We start from the raw sequence: 13,568 nt of genomic DNA on the forward strand, positions 1-13,568 counted from the left end.
CTCCGTACAGCCTCTTCCACGATTAAGGGCATGGAGACCATTCGAGGAATATATAAAAAGAACCGAAGAAATGGAACGCTCTTCGGCTTTTCGGTGTCTACTGAAATCAAGGTATTAATGGGAATAACAGCCTAAGATATTTGGAGTTCAGAGAGGGCGCGTTTGATTTTCAAACTTCGCATCAGAACCACAATCTCTATTAAAATTTGTCCAAGATATTGACCCAAATACATATTATTTGCAATATTTACTTAATAACTGTAATTGAGATTGGAGAATTTTTAACCATATAAGTAGCATGCGAACCAAAATATCCTTTAATTCCATGCATTGATCGCGATCCAATGATTAAGATATCTGCAGATGTTGCTGGCAAAATCGTCTTAGTAATTTCCTCGGCCGGATCACCTTCTCCACTGTACAGCTGAATGTTTTTTACACCGCTATTTTCTGCATATTGTTTGTACTTTTTCAAATTAAGTAACAATTGACTTTGTTTCTGGCTCAAGTACTCAGGGTCTAACACTTCATAAACATTCAACTCTTCAATTTCTAAAATTGAGGCAATCAGTAATGCGGCTCCAGTTTTACTCGCTTGCTTTACAGCATATTGAAAGGCTTTTTGAGCTCCTTCTGATTCATCTACCCCAACTAAAATATTTTTAAATTCATCAAATCCTTCCATAGTGCATCTTACCTTTCATTAATTAATTGATTATATTTTTTATTTCCTTTATACAGTTCAATAATTGTCCACGCTAACAGTAGTAATACTGCGACTATAATGACATAAGCAATAGAATCAGCTAGTACAAGTTGGCTTGATGTCACCTTTTCACCAAAAAAACCTTCAATTTGGCCGGGCAATCCAATCAAATTTAAATATGTCAATCCAATTACTGAACCCCATCCTAGTATCCGAATAACTGTCGAATTTTTAAACCGGCTTCCCATTTCCACCTCACTATTAGTCATCATTAATAATGGTACTATCGAAAATGGTAACGCAAAAGCTAAGAAGACTTGTGAATTATTCATTAGTGTATTTAACGCTGTGTGCTCCCGAATCGTTCCTTGCCTGCTTGTAATAATTACACAGATTAACACTGGGACAACTGAAATCAAACGCGTAATTAAACGTCTTAGCCAAATTGGCATTCTCATATGAATGAATCCCTCCATAATTACTTGTCCAGTTAAAGTTCCGGTAATCGTTGAATTTTGTCCAGAAGCTAGTAACGCGACTGCGAATAATGTAGAAAGAAGACCTGATTTTGCAACGGTGATTAAAATTCCGTTACTCAATGTATCCGAATTTGATAAAGCCTCATACAACCCAAAGAATGATGGATCTTTCACTGCTCCTGTTTTAAAAACAGCAACTCCCATTATGAGCAATAAGGAGTTAACAAAAAAAGCGAGAGTCAATTGAATGTTAGAATCCCAAGTTGAAAATCGTACAGCATTGGCGATTTCATCTTCATCCGTACGATTTATATTTCGAGTCTGAGACACAGCCGAATGTAGATATAAATTATGAGGCATAACGGTTGCACCAATAATTCCTAATGCACCAGTTAAAGGCGTTTGACCACCAATTGAATGTGTAGAGGAGAACGTTTCACCAGTCGGAACCAATCCTTTAAGTACATCCCCCCAATTAGGATCAGACAACGCTACTTGATAAACAAACACAAAAAGAATTACAAAAATCAAACAGACAACTATTGCTTCAATTTTTCTAAAACCAACTTTCGTTAACGACAATAATAATAAAACATCAAATACCGTAATAAAGACTGCGACGACAAGCGGAATATTAAAAAGTAAATAAAGAGCAATTGATGCGCCAATTACTTCCGCAATATCTGTTGCCATAATCGCTAATTCCGTTAAAATCCATAAAATGATTCCTAGTTTTTTACTCGTTCTCGCTCGAATTGCTTGAGCTAAATCCATTTGACTAACAATTCCCAATTTAGCAGCCATATATTGTAATAGCATTGCAATTAAACTAGACATTAAAATGACCGACATTAATAAATACTGGAAGTTTTGCCCACCCGTAATCGAAGTAGACCAGTTGCCTGGATCCATATATCCCACAGCAACTAATGCTCCCGGTCCAGAATAGGCGAACAGGGTTTTCCAAAAGCCTTTGCCTTTGGGTACCTCGACAGTTCCGTTAATTTCCTCTAAAGAGGGACCATTCGCATGCTGAATTAATCGAGGTTTGTGCTCTTTACCAAACTGACTTGTTGTATCTTTCAAAATATTTCCACCATCCTTTAAGAATATAATAAAAGTATACACTTATTTTTTATAAAATTAAAGCAAAATATTAGGCAAGCCTAAAAAAAAATAAATATCCGCCTAATTTAATATTATTTGCCTTCATTTCATTTGTGTCGGAATGAATCAATTGTACACGTTAAAAATATATCTATATGATAATTACCATTGTTAATATTCAAGTTTTTTGTTGAAATAGTCGATAAAAAAATAAGGTTGACCAAAATATTTTTAGAGGCGCGAATTGTAAAATTAAGTTATAAAAATAAAAAGGCATTTATGGTACACTCAAATTGTATTTCCGACGAAAGAAAACAAAGGAGATTAACCATAAATGACCTACAAACATCTTACCATAGACGAACTGGTTCTGTTGCAAAGTTTTCCAAAAAATCTATTTTAGTGTAAAATTGAGAAAAAAGACAGAGAGGACAGAGTAATGAATCATTTTAAAGGCAAACAATTCAAAAAAGACGTCATTATTGTCGCTGTTGGTTACTACCTGCGTTACAATCTAAGCTATCGTGAAGTTCAGGAATTGTTATATGATCGTGGAATAAATGTTTGTCATACTACGATTTATCGTTGGGTGCAAGAGTACAGCAAAGTTCTCTATTATATTTGGAAGAAGAAAAATAGACAATCCTTCTATTCATGTCATGGAAAATGGACGAAACCTATATCAAAATTAAGGGACGTTGGCATTATCTTTTTCGTGCAATTGATGCGGACGGCTTAACCTTAGATATCTGGTTACGAAAGAAACGGGATACGCAAGCAGCCTATGCTTTCTTAAAACGACTCCATAAACAGTTTGGTGAGCCGAAAGCAATTGTGACCGATAAAGCACCTTCTCTTGGCTCCACCTTGAGAAAGTTACAGAGTGTGGGTTTATATACTAAGACAGAGCACCGAACTATGAAGTATCTTAACAATTTAATAGAACAAGACCATCGACCTATTAAACGACGGAATAAATTTTATCAAAGTCTCCGTACAGCCTCTTCCACGATTAAGGGCATGGAGACCATTCGAGGAATATATAAAAAGAACCGAAGAAATGGAACGCTCTTCGGCTTTTCGGTGTCTACTGAAATCAAGGTATTAATGGGAATAACAGCCTAAGATATTTGGAGTTCAGAGAGGGCGCGTTTGATGTTCAAACTTCGCAACAGAACCATTTTATCCACTATGTTTTTAGTGACCATGGTTGGAGGACTTAATATTTACATCGGTGGTAAAGATTATATCGCCAACCAGAATCCAAATGATTTTTCGATTGATGTTGTCATGGAACCTACCCCTTCAAAAACACAAGTGGAGGAGTGGGCGGATGCTATCTTGGAAGAGGCGAAGATTCCTGTGGAAAGTAAGGTAGTCTATCCCTACCAACAAGCCTATTTTTCTGAAGTGACCCATCAGCAAGTAAGATTTTTTACAGTTGAAGATGCCGCTAGTATAGATTTCTCATACCTTGGTATTGGGTTTATCCTTGATCAAGCCAGCTATGAAAAAATGACTGGCCAACATCTGGGGTTTGTAGCTAATCAAGTGGCTATTTATAGCAAAGGAGTCCAGTTTCAAGCTGGTCAACCCCTGACCTCTGATGAAAAGGAGATGGAAGTTGCTCAAGTCTTATCTAAAAATGTAACCTTGGGACATCATCCAGACCAGGTGTCTTTCAATGTAAGCCAGTATTTGATCGTTGTGGTTCAAGATTTGACAATATTTGAAAATCAAGCTGAGAATCACTATTATATGGGCTTTGAAAGCAGTTTGTCAGAAGAAGAACAGGTAGATAGCTAAGAGACTTTCTTATCAGGTGTTTTTGAAAGTGAGCTTTGGGAGTCCAATATATTACCGGATGGAACGAACGCCATTAGTCTCGCCTATCGTGCCTACGCAACACGTAACTTCTTTAGTTTTGCTGGTTCACTTTTCTTCATTGGGCTCTTGCTATCGCTCACCTTCCTTATGGCGGTGGTATTGGTCATCTATTTCAAACAGATTTCAGAAGGCTATGAAGACAGAGATCGCTTTATCATCATGACCAAGGTTGGTCTGGATGAGAATCAAGCCAGACAGTCCATCCGTAAGCAGTTGTTGATGGTATTTTTCCTTCCAATCTTGTTGGCTATAGTTCATCTTGGTTTTGCCTATAAGATGTTATCCGCCATCCTTTTCTCAATTGGTGTCGTAAATATGGAATTAATGTTACATGTAACGATAGGAATTTGTTTGGTCTATTTCTTGCTCTACTTGATGGTTTTTGTAATAACAACACGGACTTATAAACAAATTGTTTCCTAAAAACTTGGGGGTTTCCCAATTTTTTTGATATTTCTAACATAACGTGGAACATTTTTAGAATTTTCTGTCAATTTAATATTTACAGATTAAGAAGATAGTGATATTGTATATAGCATAACAAAAAGTTCATTCTATAGTTGTTTAGTGTCATCGTTCTTGCCTTTTATAAAAAAAGAAGACAGTAAGATAAGTGCTAACAATTAAGGGATAGAAAAGGAGATGTGCTTATGAAAATTGAAGGATCAAGTATTGCCTTTATAGTGATTTGTACAGGTTTGGTATTTTTAATGACGCCAGCCCTTGCTTTCTTCTATGGTGGTCTCGAGAGGCGGAAAAATGTCATCTCAACGATGATGATGTCTGTTGTCTCGCTAGCCCTCGCAACGGTGGTGTGGTTCGCTGTTGGTTACTCTCTATCATTTTCAGGGGATGGAAATCTTATTGGTGATCTTGGACATGCGTTTTTCCAAGGCGTCAGTGACTCAGAGAGTACAAGGGGCTTGACGATTCCGGACTCACTTTTCGCAGTTTTTCAGATGATGTTTTCTATCATTACTGTTGGGATTTTAACAGGATCCGTAGCGGGACGGATGCGATTTAAACCTCTCTTAATCTTCATAGTTGGTTGGCTTCTTTTAGTTTACTATCCATTTGCCCATATGGTTTGGGATGGAGGGTTACTTGCTCAGTGGGGTACAATTGACTTTGCTGGTGGTGATGTTGTCCATATTACATCAGGGGTAAGTGGCTTGGTTTTGGCTTTGGTAGTTGGCAAGCGCAGGGACTTTAATCGCCTCGAATACCGTCCACATAATGTACCATTTGTCCTATTGGGGGCTGGCTTACTTTGGTTCGGTTGGTTTGGTTTTAATGCAGGTTCTGCCTTAGCAGCCGATGGTTTGGCTGTTCATGCCTTGGTAACGACACATTTGTCAGCTGCAGCGGCCATGTTCTCATGGATTTTGTTAGAATATTTAAAGAATGGAAAACCATCACTTGTCGGTGCTTCAACAGGATTAGTAGCTGGATTGGTTGCTATCACGCCCGGGGCTGGTTTTGTATCAACGTGGAGTGCAGTTATTATCGGATTATTGGTTAGTCCAGTTTGTTTCTATGCAATTGCTATTGTGAAACATAAACTTGGTTACGATGATGCCTTAGATGCTTTTGGCTGTCATGGTGTCGGTGGTATTTTTGGCGGTATCGTAACAGGACTGTTTACTACTCCTGAATTGGCTCTCGACCCTGACAATATTGGCTTGATTTATGGTAATCCACGCCTGTTCTTGGTAACCATCGCAGCGATTGTCTTTACAATTGTTTGGTCTGCAGGCATGACATTTGTTCTCATAAAGGGAATCTCATTCTTCATGCCACTCCGCGTTTCAGATAGAGAAGAAGTAGTTGGTTTGGATGATACAGAACATGGTGAGACAGCTTATCCAACATTTATGGGCTTAGATTCATAAGAGAGGTGTTTTTGATGAAAAAAATAGAAGCAATTATTCGTACAGAAAAATTAGAAGATCTTAAGGTTGCCATAACTAGTGCAGGAGTTGCTAAGGGAATGACGATTTCACAAGTTCTGGGTTTTGGAAATCAAAAAGGCTTTGCGGAATTTGTTCGTGGTCAAAAGGTGACTCCAACCATGCTTGCTAAGGTAAAAGCAGAGATTGTTGTTGAAGATGCCGCAGTCGAAGAAGTTGTTGATGTCATCACTACTGTAGTCCGAACAGGGGAAGTCGGTGATGGTAAAATATTTATTCAGCCAATCGATGATGTTGTTCGCATCCGGACAGGGGAACGTGGTCGTGATGCAATTTAGAACTTGGATTCACAGCTCAGCACTTTCATTTAAGTAAGCTTTTCAACACTAGTTCTTGTCAAAATACAGTTAGTGTTCTCTCAAAAACCAGTGTAGATCGCTTTCTTATCTAAAAGTTTGTCATTGGTGAATATTGGTTCTTAGAAATAGATATGATGAACTTGGGGCAACCCAAGTTTTTTTTTTTACAGGTTCTAAGATAAGTTGCTACCGCAACTTTCTATCTTCCCCCTTCATTAGTCTCTCAGCTTGTCTTTTCCCACCTTCAACAGTCTCCCAGATTGTTTGGACACAAACTGCGTTTGTTTTATTTCCTACCTTCAACAGTCTCTCCCCAGACTATTGAAGCAATCTATTACTGTGCTGAGATGTTAACGCAAACTTTTAAAAGTGATTTATTTTTGAATATTTTTCACTATATTGCTTTACATACTAGTTATCTTATATTATACTATAGATATAATACTAATAGGTAAAACAAACTAGTGGTAAAAGACAAAGAAAATCACTTTTGTTTTTATCAGACTAGTTGGTATTACAAACTAGATGGGAGGAAGTATGAATCTGGATAAGAAAAGTCGCGAAAATTGGAAACTAGCAGGCATCACGCTTGTGATGGCGATTATAACAGGCTGGGCCATGGATTCTATATTAATCTTAGGCATCATGTTAGCGTCAGGCTTGCTGTTTGGATTTTTTGCAGAGGATGAGGAGGGCTTATGAAAGAAACCCAGATGCTCAAGGGGGTCCTAGATGGCTGTGTATTACAAATTATCAGCCAGAAGGAGATTTATGGTTATGAATTGGTTCAGGAGTTGAGAAATCAGGGCTTTGAAAACATGGTCGGAGGGACGGTTTATCCACTCCTTCAAAAGTTAGAAAAAAATGACCTGATTCTTAGTCAGAATAAGCCCTCGCCAGATGGACCCGACAGGAAGTATTTCTATCTGACAGACCAGGGAAAGGCTTATCTAGAAGATTTTTGGAGCCAGTGGACGGAATTGGTTCAAAAGGTTCAGCGATTGAAAGGAGAATAAGATGAGCAAACAAATGGAATACCGCAAGCAGATTGAAGTGATTGAAAGCCAGTTGATCAAGGAAAACAAGGAATACATGGGTCGGATTAATGGCTACATGATGATTGCTTCTGTCTTTCACAGACAGGAAGAAGCAGTGACTGCCCAACTCTTGTCCATTTACCAAGATGTACTTGAAGCACAAAAAGACGGGCTTTCGGCTGAGGAATTCTTAGGAAAAGACAGCAAGCAGATGGCGGATGATTTGTTGAACTATTTGCCTCCGATTGGAGTCAAGGAAGTTGGTCGCCTGGCAGGGCTTGTCTGGCTGGTCTATGTCGGCAGTGGATTTCTCATGGAATTTGCAGGATCAGGCACAGTCCAATTTAATTGGTTAGCACTGGTGTGTGATAGTTTGCTGGCCTTTCTACTGCCGGCTGGCATCATACTCTTGTTACGGAATTTAATTTACCAAACTTCTAAGCTGAAAATTTGGGCGACCTATATTGGCTTTACACTGGTCTATGTAGCAATTTTGGCCGGTCGTTTCACCCTATTGCCGGATGGTACAGACATCTCTTTGACTGGTTGGACAAGCCTGATTCCAGTCCTCCTCATCGGTCTCGCTCTGCTATTCTTCCAAAAGGAAAAGCTAGTACGCTATGTCTTTCTGCCGACCTATCTTTTGATAGCATTGAGCGGAGTTGTACATATGACTATGACCGTCCCAATTTGGCTCAATCTGGTTTTGCTCATTCTTCCAGCCATGGCCTTTTGGATTGGAACTGCGGTTTTGTTGATGAAAAAGGAGAAGTAAGATGAACAAGTAACAGATAAAATTGAATGCTATTAGCAGCTTACAGGGGAAGTTGACCAAGGAAAACAAGGCATATATGCGCAAGCTCCCTGCTTACTTGATACTGGCGTCAGCCTTTCATGAGCAGGAGGAAAGAACGACCGAACTCTTGCTATCTATCAAGATGTCTTGGAGGCTCAAGCAGATGGTCAGTCAGCAGAGGAATTTTTAGGAAAAGATAGCAAGCAGCTGGCGGATGAACTCTTGTCTGACCTGTCGCCCATTCGTTGGTATTATGTTCTGCGATTGACAGGTTTCTTGGCCTTAATTTAAATTGGTTGGTCTTTCTCGGGAGAATTTGGGGATAAGGGTGACATGATTTTGGAATGGCGGAGCTTGCTGTGTGATTTTCTCCTGGCACTCATTCTACCCAGCTCTGCTTTTTTCATCATAAAGAACCTAGTCTATGAAGGGTCATCAATCAAGTACTATTTTCTGATGGGGCTTGGGGGCTTAGTTTTGTGGGGGCTAGTTGGACTACGTTTTTGGATTAGTCGTCAGTTTTATGAGGGCATTCCCCTGCCCTTGTGGGCTTCAATACTAATACTGTTAGGGCTTGCAGTTGGAATCTGGTACTACCGAAAGAGATCGCCGATTGTTTCTGTTTTTGTACCTGCCTATCTTCTAACTGTTCTGAGTGGTTTTAGTCAGATGACTGCGAGTCAGTTTGGCTATGGACCGCGGGATTGGACAGGTTGGTTGCCTCTTATCTTTATGGTTCTTGCTCTATTCTCAACGCTTGCAGGCACATTTTTCCTATTGAAAAAGGAGAATATGGGGTAGAAATACAATCAGGCAACTCTTTAGAGTAGTCTGATTTTTTGGTATAATGGTTGAAAGATAGAAGAACAAGGAGTTTCAAATGACATTCGAAGAGATTTTACCAGGCTTGAAGGCCAAGAAAAAGTACGTTCGTACAGGCTGGGGTGGAGCGGAGAACTACGTCCAGCTCTTTGACACCATTGAGGTCCACGGGCAAAAGCTGGAGGTGACGCCCTATTTCCTCATCAACGTAACGGGCGAGGGCGAAGGCTTCTCCATGTGGAGCCCGACTCCCTGCGATGTCCTTGCGACCGACTGGGTAGAAGTCCATGACTAAGACAGCCCTCATCACAGGAGTTTCCAGCGGTATTGGACTAGCTCAGGCAGGGATTTTCTTGGAAAATGGCTGGCGTGTGTACGGGATTGATCAGGCCAGCAAGCCTGATTTGGCAGGAGATTTCCACTTTCTACAGTTGGACCTGACAGGCGATTTAAGCCCAGTCTTTTCATGGTGCCAGACAGTCGACGTCCTCTGTAACACCGCAGGCATTCTAGATGAATACCGTCCCCATCTGGATATCGAGGAGGATGAATTAGCTCGCATCTTCGCGGTTAATTTTTTTGCGGTGACTAGACTGACTCGCCCCTATCTGCAGCAAATGGTGGACAGACAGTCTGGCATCATTATCAATATGTGCTCCATTGCCTCCAGTCTAGCAGGAGGAGGGGGCTCAGCCTATACTGCTTCCAAGCACGCTTTAGCAGGCTTTACCAAGCAGTTGGCTTTGGACTATGCCAAGGACAAGGTCCAGGTCTTTGGTATCGCTCCAGGTGCCGTCCAAACAGGCATGACCCAGAAGGACTTTGAGCCGGGTGGTCTGGCGGATTGGGTGGCAGATCAGACACCTATCGGACGCTGGTCCCAGCCCAGCGAAATCGCAGAGCTGACCTTTATGCTCGCCAGTGGCAAACTGTTTTCCATGCAAGGCCAAATTATCACCATTGACGGTGGCTGGAGTTTGAAGTAGGGAGGAAATTCGATGATTCTTGAAACCAATAGATTGATGCTCCGACCTTGGAGTGAAACAGATGCAACTGATTTATTTGTTCAAGCCAGTCATTCGGAAGTTGGTCCTGCAGCGGGTTGGCCTGTTCATCAGAGCGTGGAAGAAAGTCGAGAAATTATCAAGACAGTCCTTAGCCAACCCGAAACCTATGCCCTTGTTCACAAAGAAAAAGGACTGGTGATTGGCAGTATTGGACTGATGATTGGCAAGAAAGGTGGTCTTGAATTGGCTGATTCAGAGGCCGAGATTGGTTATTGGATTGGTCATTCATTTTGGGGAAAGGGATTGGTGCCAGAGGCTAGTCAAGTTTTACTGGATTACGGCTTTTCCCAATTGAATCTAGAGAAAATCTGGTGTCGTGCTTTTGTAGAAAATTGCAAATCATTACGTGTCCAAGAAAAACTGGGTTTTGTTTACCAATACCTCTTGGAAGATGTGCATTTCCCACTCATCGATGAAGTTCGTACCGAACGAGTGAGTTTATTGACGAGAGAGGAATGGTATTCTAGAAAGGAAAACCCATGACACCAACACAACTCTGGCAAGAATTTCTTGCAATCAATCCCCAAGCTGGTTCTGAGCCGGAGCCCTGGGCCTTTGGGGCGGAAGCTGATCGACTGGCCGATTTGGTGGCCAGGGGCATAAAAACTTCGACCAGCTCTGCCCATGCCCTCTATGGAGTAGAGGGAGAAGATGTCCCAACAGCTGGTGGCTATGACATCATTCTGGACGGACAAGGTAAGGCTGTGTGCATTATCCAGACCACCAAGGTCTATGTGACGCCCTTTTCCCAAGTGACGAAAGAACATGCCTATAAGGAGGGCGAGTTCCGTCAGGGAGGTGACTTGTCTGACATAAAAGCGAAAAGTCTGATCCACTGGCGACAGGTTCATGAAGACCTTTTTACTATCTGGCTGGCAGAAGCAGACCTGTCCTTCTCAGAAGATATGCTAGTCGTCTGTGAAGAATTTGAATTGGCTTACCCTAAATAGACAATTCTATTGGAAGCAATCAACCTGTAGTTTGTTTTCTAATACTAGAAATTGTTGAGAAACTGGCTTCATTCCAGTTTCTTTTTTTATTTACGAAAAATCCTTATAAAACTGCCATTTTCCAAAAAAATCAAAATTTGCTATAATAGTGTTATTACGAAGAAAAGAGAATTATTTATGAGCAATAACTATGCAATTATTCTAGCGGCAGGTAAGGGTACTCGCATGAAGTCTGATTTGCCAAAGGTCCTACATAAAGTGGCAGGAATTACCATGTTGGAGCATGTCAAACGTGCAGTTGATGCTATGGAACCTGTTAAAACAGTAACCATTGTCGGCCACAAAGCAGAATTGGTTCAAGCTGTTTTAGAAGGTCAATCAGAGTTTGCTCTTCAATCAGAACAGTTGGGAACAGGCCACGCCGTTATGATGGCTGAGCCAGCTCTTGCAGGTTTGGAAGGTCAGACCCTAGTTATTGCAGGCGATACACCGCTGATAACAGGAGAAAGCTTGAAGAGCCTCATTAATTTCCATGTTAGCCACAAAAATGTTGCAACCATATTGACAGCTCAGGCTGATAACCCATTCGGATATGGTCGGATTATTCACAATGCTGATGGGGAAGTGCAAAAAATTGTTGAGCAAAAAGATGCCAATGATGTTGAAAAAAAAGTGAAAGAAATCAATACAGGGACCTACTTGTTTGATAATAAACGTCTTTTTGAAGCGCTTAAAGATATTAATACGGACAATGCCCAAGGTGAGTACTATCTGACAGATGTTATTTCGATTTTCCGTCAGGCAGGCGAGAAGGTTGGTGCTTATGTCTTGCGTGATTTTGACGAAAGTTTGGGTGTCAATGATCGCGTCGCTCTTGCTACAGCTGAGTCTGTTATGCGCAAACGAATCAATGAAAAACACATGGTCAATGGTGTGACCTTTATCAACCCAGATGCTACATATATTGATATTGATGTTGAGATTGGTGCAGAAGCTGTTATCGAAGCTAATGTTGTCTTGAAAGGTCAAACGGTGATTGGTGAACGTACTGTTTTAACCAATGGTACTCGTGTACGTGATGCGAAAATTGCAGCAGATGTCGTCATCAGCAACTCAGATATTGAAGAATCAGTTATTGAAGAAGGCGTAACGGTCGGACCATATGCCCATATTCGTCCTCAATCAATTCTATGTAAAGATGCACATGTAGGTAATTTTGTTGAAGTTAAGGCAACGACACTTGGCGAACATTCTAAGGTGGGTCATCTAACTTATCTTGGTAATGCAACGATTGGAAAAGGTGTCAATATTGGAGCAGGGACAATTACAGCAAATTATGACGGGCAACATAAATACCAGACAATAATCGGAGATGGTGTATTTGTAGGGTCAAACTCGACAATTGTGGCTCCAATTTCTGTAGGTGACCATGCTCTTTTAGCAGCTGGTTCAACCATTACAAAAAATATTCCCAAAGATGCAATTGGTATTGGTCGTGGTCGCCAAGAAAATAAAGAAGGTTATGCGACACGTTTCCCCTTCCATCCAAGTCAAAAATAGGTATATATATGAATTTTGAAGAAAAAACAGTTCAGCGGACAGAGATTTTTAAGGGACACATTTTTGATGTAGTAGTGGATGATGTCCAACTCCCAGATGGTACGATGAGCAAGCGTGAATTAATATTTCATAGGGGAGCAGTTTGTATTTTAGCTGTTACGCCAGAGGGAAAAATGATTTTGGTCAAACAGTATCGGAAAGCGATTGAACGTGCCATTTATGAGATTCCTGCAGGTAAGTTGGAATTAGGTGAAGAAGATACGCTGGAAGATGCTGCCTTGCGGGAATTAGAAGAAGAGACAGGTTATACCAGTGACAAACTGACATTGTTAGCAGATTTTTACTCAGCTATCGGTTTTTGCAATGAGCGAATTCGCTTGTATTTAGCTGACCATCTGGTCAAAGTTGAAAATCCACGTCCAATGGATGAAGATGAGGTCATCGAATTACATGAGGTAACCTTGGAAGAGGCTTTGAACTTGGTGGCTACTGGCGAGATTTGTGATGCAAAGACCATCATGGCTGTGCAATATTTACAACTCATGAGAAAGTAGGTTAAGGCATGAGGAAGCCCTTGTTAACGGATGATATTTTAGAGAAAGTGAAAAAGAATCAGTATTCAGGTCAATCGAATCAATTTGGACATTATCGTCCAAATCAAGATGTATCAATGGAAGACAATGTATTTGAGCCTTATCTAGACGAAGAGTATCAAGGGTATGAGGAAGGGCAAACAATCCGAATTCCAGTCAAACCTAGTGTGGTAAAAAGTCGTCGCATTGAAACCATCAAAAGAGAAGAATTCCGTAGTAAAGTGAATAAAATCCTCTTGTGGGTCATCATCTTGCTGATTATCTTTATCATTGCAGTATTATTTATTTAGGAGAA

General features: G+C 40.6%; 16 protein-coding genes and 3 pseudogenes. 17 read left to right on the top strand and 2 right to left on the bottom strand.

The features are described 5' to 3' along the window. A pseudogene (locus ACPC57_RS05925) lies at positions 1-135 on the top strand (IS6 family transposase); the annotation flags it as partial. Between the two features lie 112 nt (positions 136-247). Here the strand turns inward: ACPC57_RS05925 and ACPC57_RS05930 are convergent. Next, entirely contained in the window at positions 248-685 is a 438-nt protein-coding gene (locus ACPC57_RS05930; protein ID WP_434066503.1) for a universal stress protein, read from the bottom strand. Positions 686-693: 8 nt separating this feature from the next. Further along, positions 694-2,301: an Nramp family divalent metal transporter gene (locus ACPC57_RS05935; RefSeq protein WP_434066519.1), complete on the bottom strand. Its 1,608-nt coding sequence runs from the start codon at positions 2,299-2,301 to the stop codon at positions 694-696. Between the two features lie 430 nt (positions 2,302-2,731). Here ACPC57_RS05935 and ACPC57_RS05940 point away from each other — a divergent pair. The 16 genes and pseudogenes from ACPC57_RS05940 to macP all read left to right on the top strand — a co-directional run bounded on the left by ACPC57_RS05940 (position 2,732) and on the right by macP (position 13,563). Beyond that, positions 2,732-3,417: pseudogene (locus ACPC57_RS05940) on the top strand (IS6 family transposase). A 51-nt stretch (positions 3,418-3,468) separates the two neighbouring features. Further along, positions 3,469-4,602, top strand: a pseudogene (locus ACPC57_RS05945) (ABC transporter permease); the annotation flags it as partial. 233 nt (positions 4,603-4,835) lie between these two features. Next, complete coding sequence (locus ACPC57_RS05950; RefSeq protein WP_217375179.1) at positions 4,836-6,071, top strand: ammonium transporter; 1,236 nt, start codon at positions 4,836-4,838, stop codon at positions 6,069-6,071. A gap of 14 nt (positions 6,072-6,085) precedes the next feature. Then, the gene (locus ACPC57_RS05955) at positions 6,086-6,427 is read left to right on the top strand and encodes a P-II family nitrogen regulator (protein ID WP_024391727.1); all 342 of its coding nucleotides are present in this window, start codon (positions 6,086-6,088) and stop codon (positions 6,425-6,427) included. Positions 6,428-6,985: 558 nt separating this feature from the next. Then, positions 6,986-7,150: a hypothetical protein gene (locus tag ACPC57_RS05960; RefSeq protein WP_434066504.1), complete on the top strand. Its 165-nt coding sequence runs from the start codon at positions 6,986-6,988 to the stop codon at positions 7,148-7,150. Further along, positions 7,147-7,464 (top strand): PadR family transcriptional regulator, encoded by a 318-nt coding sequence (locus ACPC57_RS05965; protein WP_002936711.1) that lies wholly within the window; start codon positions 7,147-7,149, stop codon positions 7,462-7,464. Before ACPC57_RS05960 ends, ACPC57_RS05965 begins: the two co-directional genes overlap by 4 nt. A 1-nt stretch (position 7,465) precedes the next feature. Further along, positions 7,466-8,260 carry a hypothetical protein gene (locus ACPC57_RS05970; RefSeq protein WP_289648370.1) on the top strand — a complete coding sequence of 265 codons (795 nt, stop codon included), beginning with the start codon at positions 7,466-7,468 and terminating at the stop codon, positions 8,258-8,260. Between the two features lie 168 nt (positions 8,261-8,428). After that, positions 8,429-8,572, top strand: coding sequence for a hypothetical protein (locus ACPC57_RS05975; protein ID WP_277837657.1), 144 nt, complete (start codon positions 8,429-8,431; stop codon positions 8,570-8,572). A 42-nt stretch (positions 8,573-8,614) separates the two neighbouring features. Next, entirely contained in the window at positions 8,615-9,082 is a 468-nt protein-coding gene (locus ACPC57_RS05980) for a hypothetical protein (RefSeq protein WP_434065489.1), read from the top strand. A 79-nt stretch (positions 9,083-9,161) separates the two neighbouring features. Continuing rightward, entirely contained in the window at positions 9,162-9,398 is a 237-nt protein-coding gene (locus ACPC57_RS05985) for a DUF2829 domain-containing protein (RefSeq protein WP_434065490.1), read from the top strand. Then, positions 9,391-10,089: a 3-oxoacyl-ACP reductase gene (locus ACPC57_RS05990; protein WP_434065491.1), complete on the top strand. Its 699-nt coding sequence runs from the start codon at positions 9,391-9,393 to the stop codon at positions 10,087-10,089. Before ACPC57_RS05985 ends, ACPC57_RS05990 begins: the two co-directional genes overlap by 8 nt. Before the next feature lie 12 nt (positions 10,090-10,101). Continuing rightward, the gene (locus ACPC57_RS05995; protein WP_434065492.1) at positions 10,102-10,653 is read left to right on the top strand and encodes a GNAT family N-acetyltransferase; all 552 of its coding nucleotides are present in this window, start codon (positions 10,102-10,104) and stop codon (positions 10,651-10,653) included. Next, complete coding sequence (locus ACPC57_RS06000) at positions 10,650-11,120, top strand: ASCH domain-containing protein (protein ID WP_434065493.1); 471 nt, start codon at positions 10,650-10,652, stop codon at positions 11,118-11,120. The genes ACPC57_RS05995 and ACPC57_RS06000 overlap by 4 nt, the downstream gene beginning before the upstream one ends. 177 nt (positions 11,121-11,297) lie before the next feature. Continuing rightward, complete coding sequence (gene glmU, locus ACPC57_RS06005) at positions 11,298-12,680, top strand: bifunctional UDP-N-acetylglucosamine diphosphorylase/glucosamine-1-phosphate N-acetyltransferase GlmU (protein ID WP_434066505.1); 1,383 nt, start codon at positions 11,298-11,300, stop codon at positions 12,678-12,680. An 8-nt stretch (positions 12,681-12,688) separates the two neighbouring features. Then, on the top strand, positions 12,689-13,234 hold the full coding sequence (locus ACPC57_RS06010; protein WP_434065495.1) for an NUDIX hydrolase: 546 nt from the start codon (positions 12,689-12,691) through the stop codon (positions 13,232-13,234). 8 nt (positions 13,235-13,242) lie between these two features. Next, positions 13,243-13,563 (top strand): cell wall synthase accessory phosphoprotein MacP, encoded by a 321-nt coding sequence (gene macP, locus ACPC57_RS06015; protein ID WP_434065496.1) that lies wholly within the window; start codon positions 13,243-13,245, stop codon positions 13,561-13,563. Positions 13,564-13,568: the final 5 nt, after the last annotated feature.

It is taken from the genome of Streptococcus sp. VTCC 12886, from assembly GCF_049893425.1.
GTDB classification, from domain to species: domain Bacteria; phylum Bacillota; class Bacilli; order Lactobacillales; family Streptococcaceae; genus Streptococcus; species Streptococcus suis_AA.

Coding starts and splice junctions, on each gene's coding strand:
- ACPC57_RS06010 (WP_434065495.1), top strand. CDS start 12,689: ATGAATTTTGAAGAAAAAACAGTTCAGCGGACAGAGATTTTTAAGGGA.
- ACPC57_RS05970 (WP_289648370.1), top strand. CDS start 7,466: ATGAGCAAACAAATGGAATACCGCAAGCAGATTGAAGTGATTGAAAGC.
- ACPC57_RS05960 (WP_434066504.1), top strand. CDS start 6,986: ATGAATCTGGATAAGAAAAGTCGCGAAAATTGGAAACTAGCAGGCATC.
- ACPC57_RS05965 (WP_002936711.1), top strand. CDS start 7,147: ATGAAAGAAACCCAGATGCTCAAGGGGGTCCTAGATGGCTGTGTATTA.
- ACPC57_RS05930 (WP_434066503.1), bottom strand. CDS start 685: ATGGAAGGATTTGATGAATTTAAAAATATTTTAGTTGGGGTAGATGAA.
- ACPC57_RS05980 (WP_434065489.1), top strand. CDS start 8,615: ATGATTTTGGAATGGCGGAGCTTGCTGTGTGATTTTCTCCTGGCACTC.
- glmU (WP_434066505.1), top strand. CDS start 11,298: ATGAGCAATAACTATGCAATTATTCTAGCGGCAGGTAAGGGTACTCGC.
- macP (WP_434065496.1), top strand. CDS start 13,243: ATGAGGAAGCCCTTGTTAACGGATGATATTTTAGAGAAAGTGAAAAAG.
- ACPC57_RS05990 (WP_434065491.1), top strand. CDS start 9,391: ATGACTAAGACAGCCCTCATCACAGGAGTTTCCAGCGGTATTGGACTA.
- ACPC57_RS05955 (WP_024391727.1), top strand. CDS start 6,086: ATGAAAAAAATAGAAGCAATTATTCGTACAGAAAAATTAGAAGATCTT.
- ACPC57_RS05995 (WP_434065492.1), top strand. CDS start 10,102: ATGATTCTTGAAACCAATAGATTGATGCTCCGACCTTGGAGTGAAACA.
- ACPC57_RS05985 (WP_434065490.1), top strand. CDS start 9,162: ATGACATTCGAAGAGATTTTACCAGGCTTGAAGGCCAAGAAAAAGTAC.
- ACPC57_RS06000 (WP_434065493.1), top strand. CDS start 10,650: ATGACACCAACACAACTCTGGCAAGAATTTCTTGCAATCAATCCCCAA.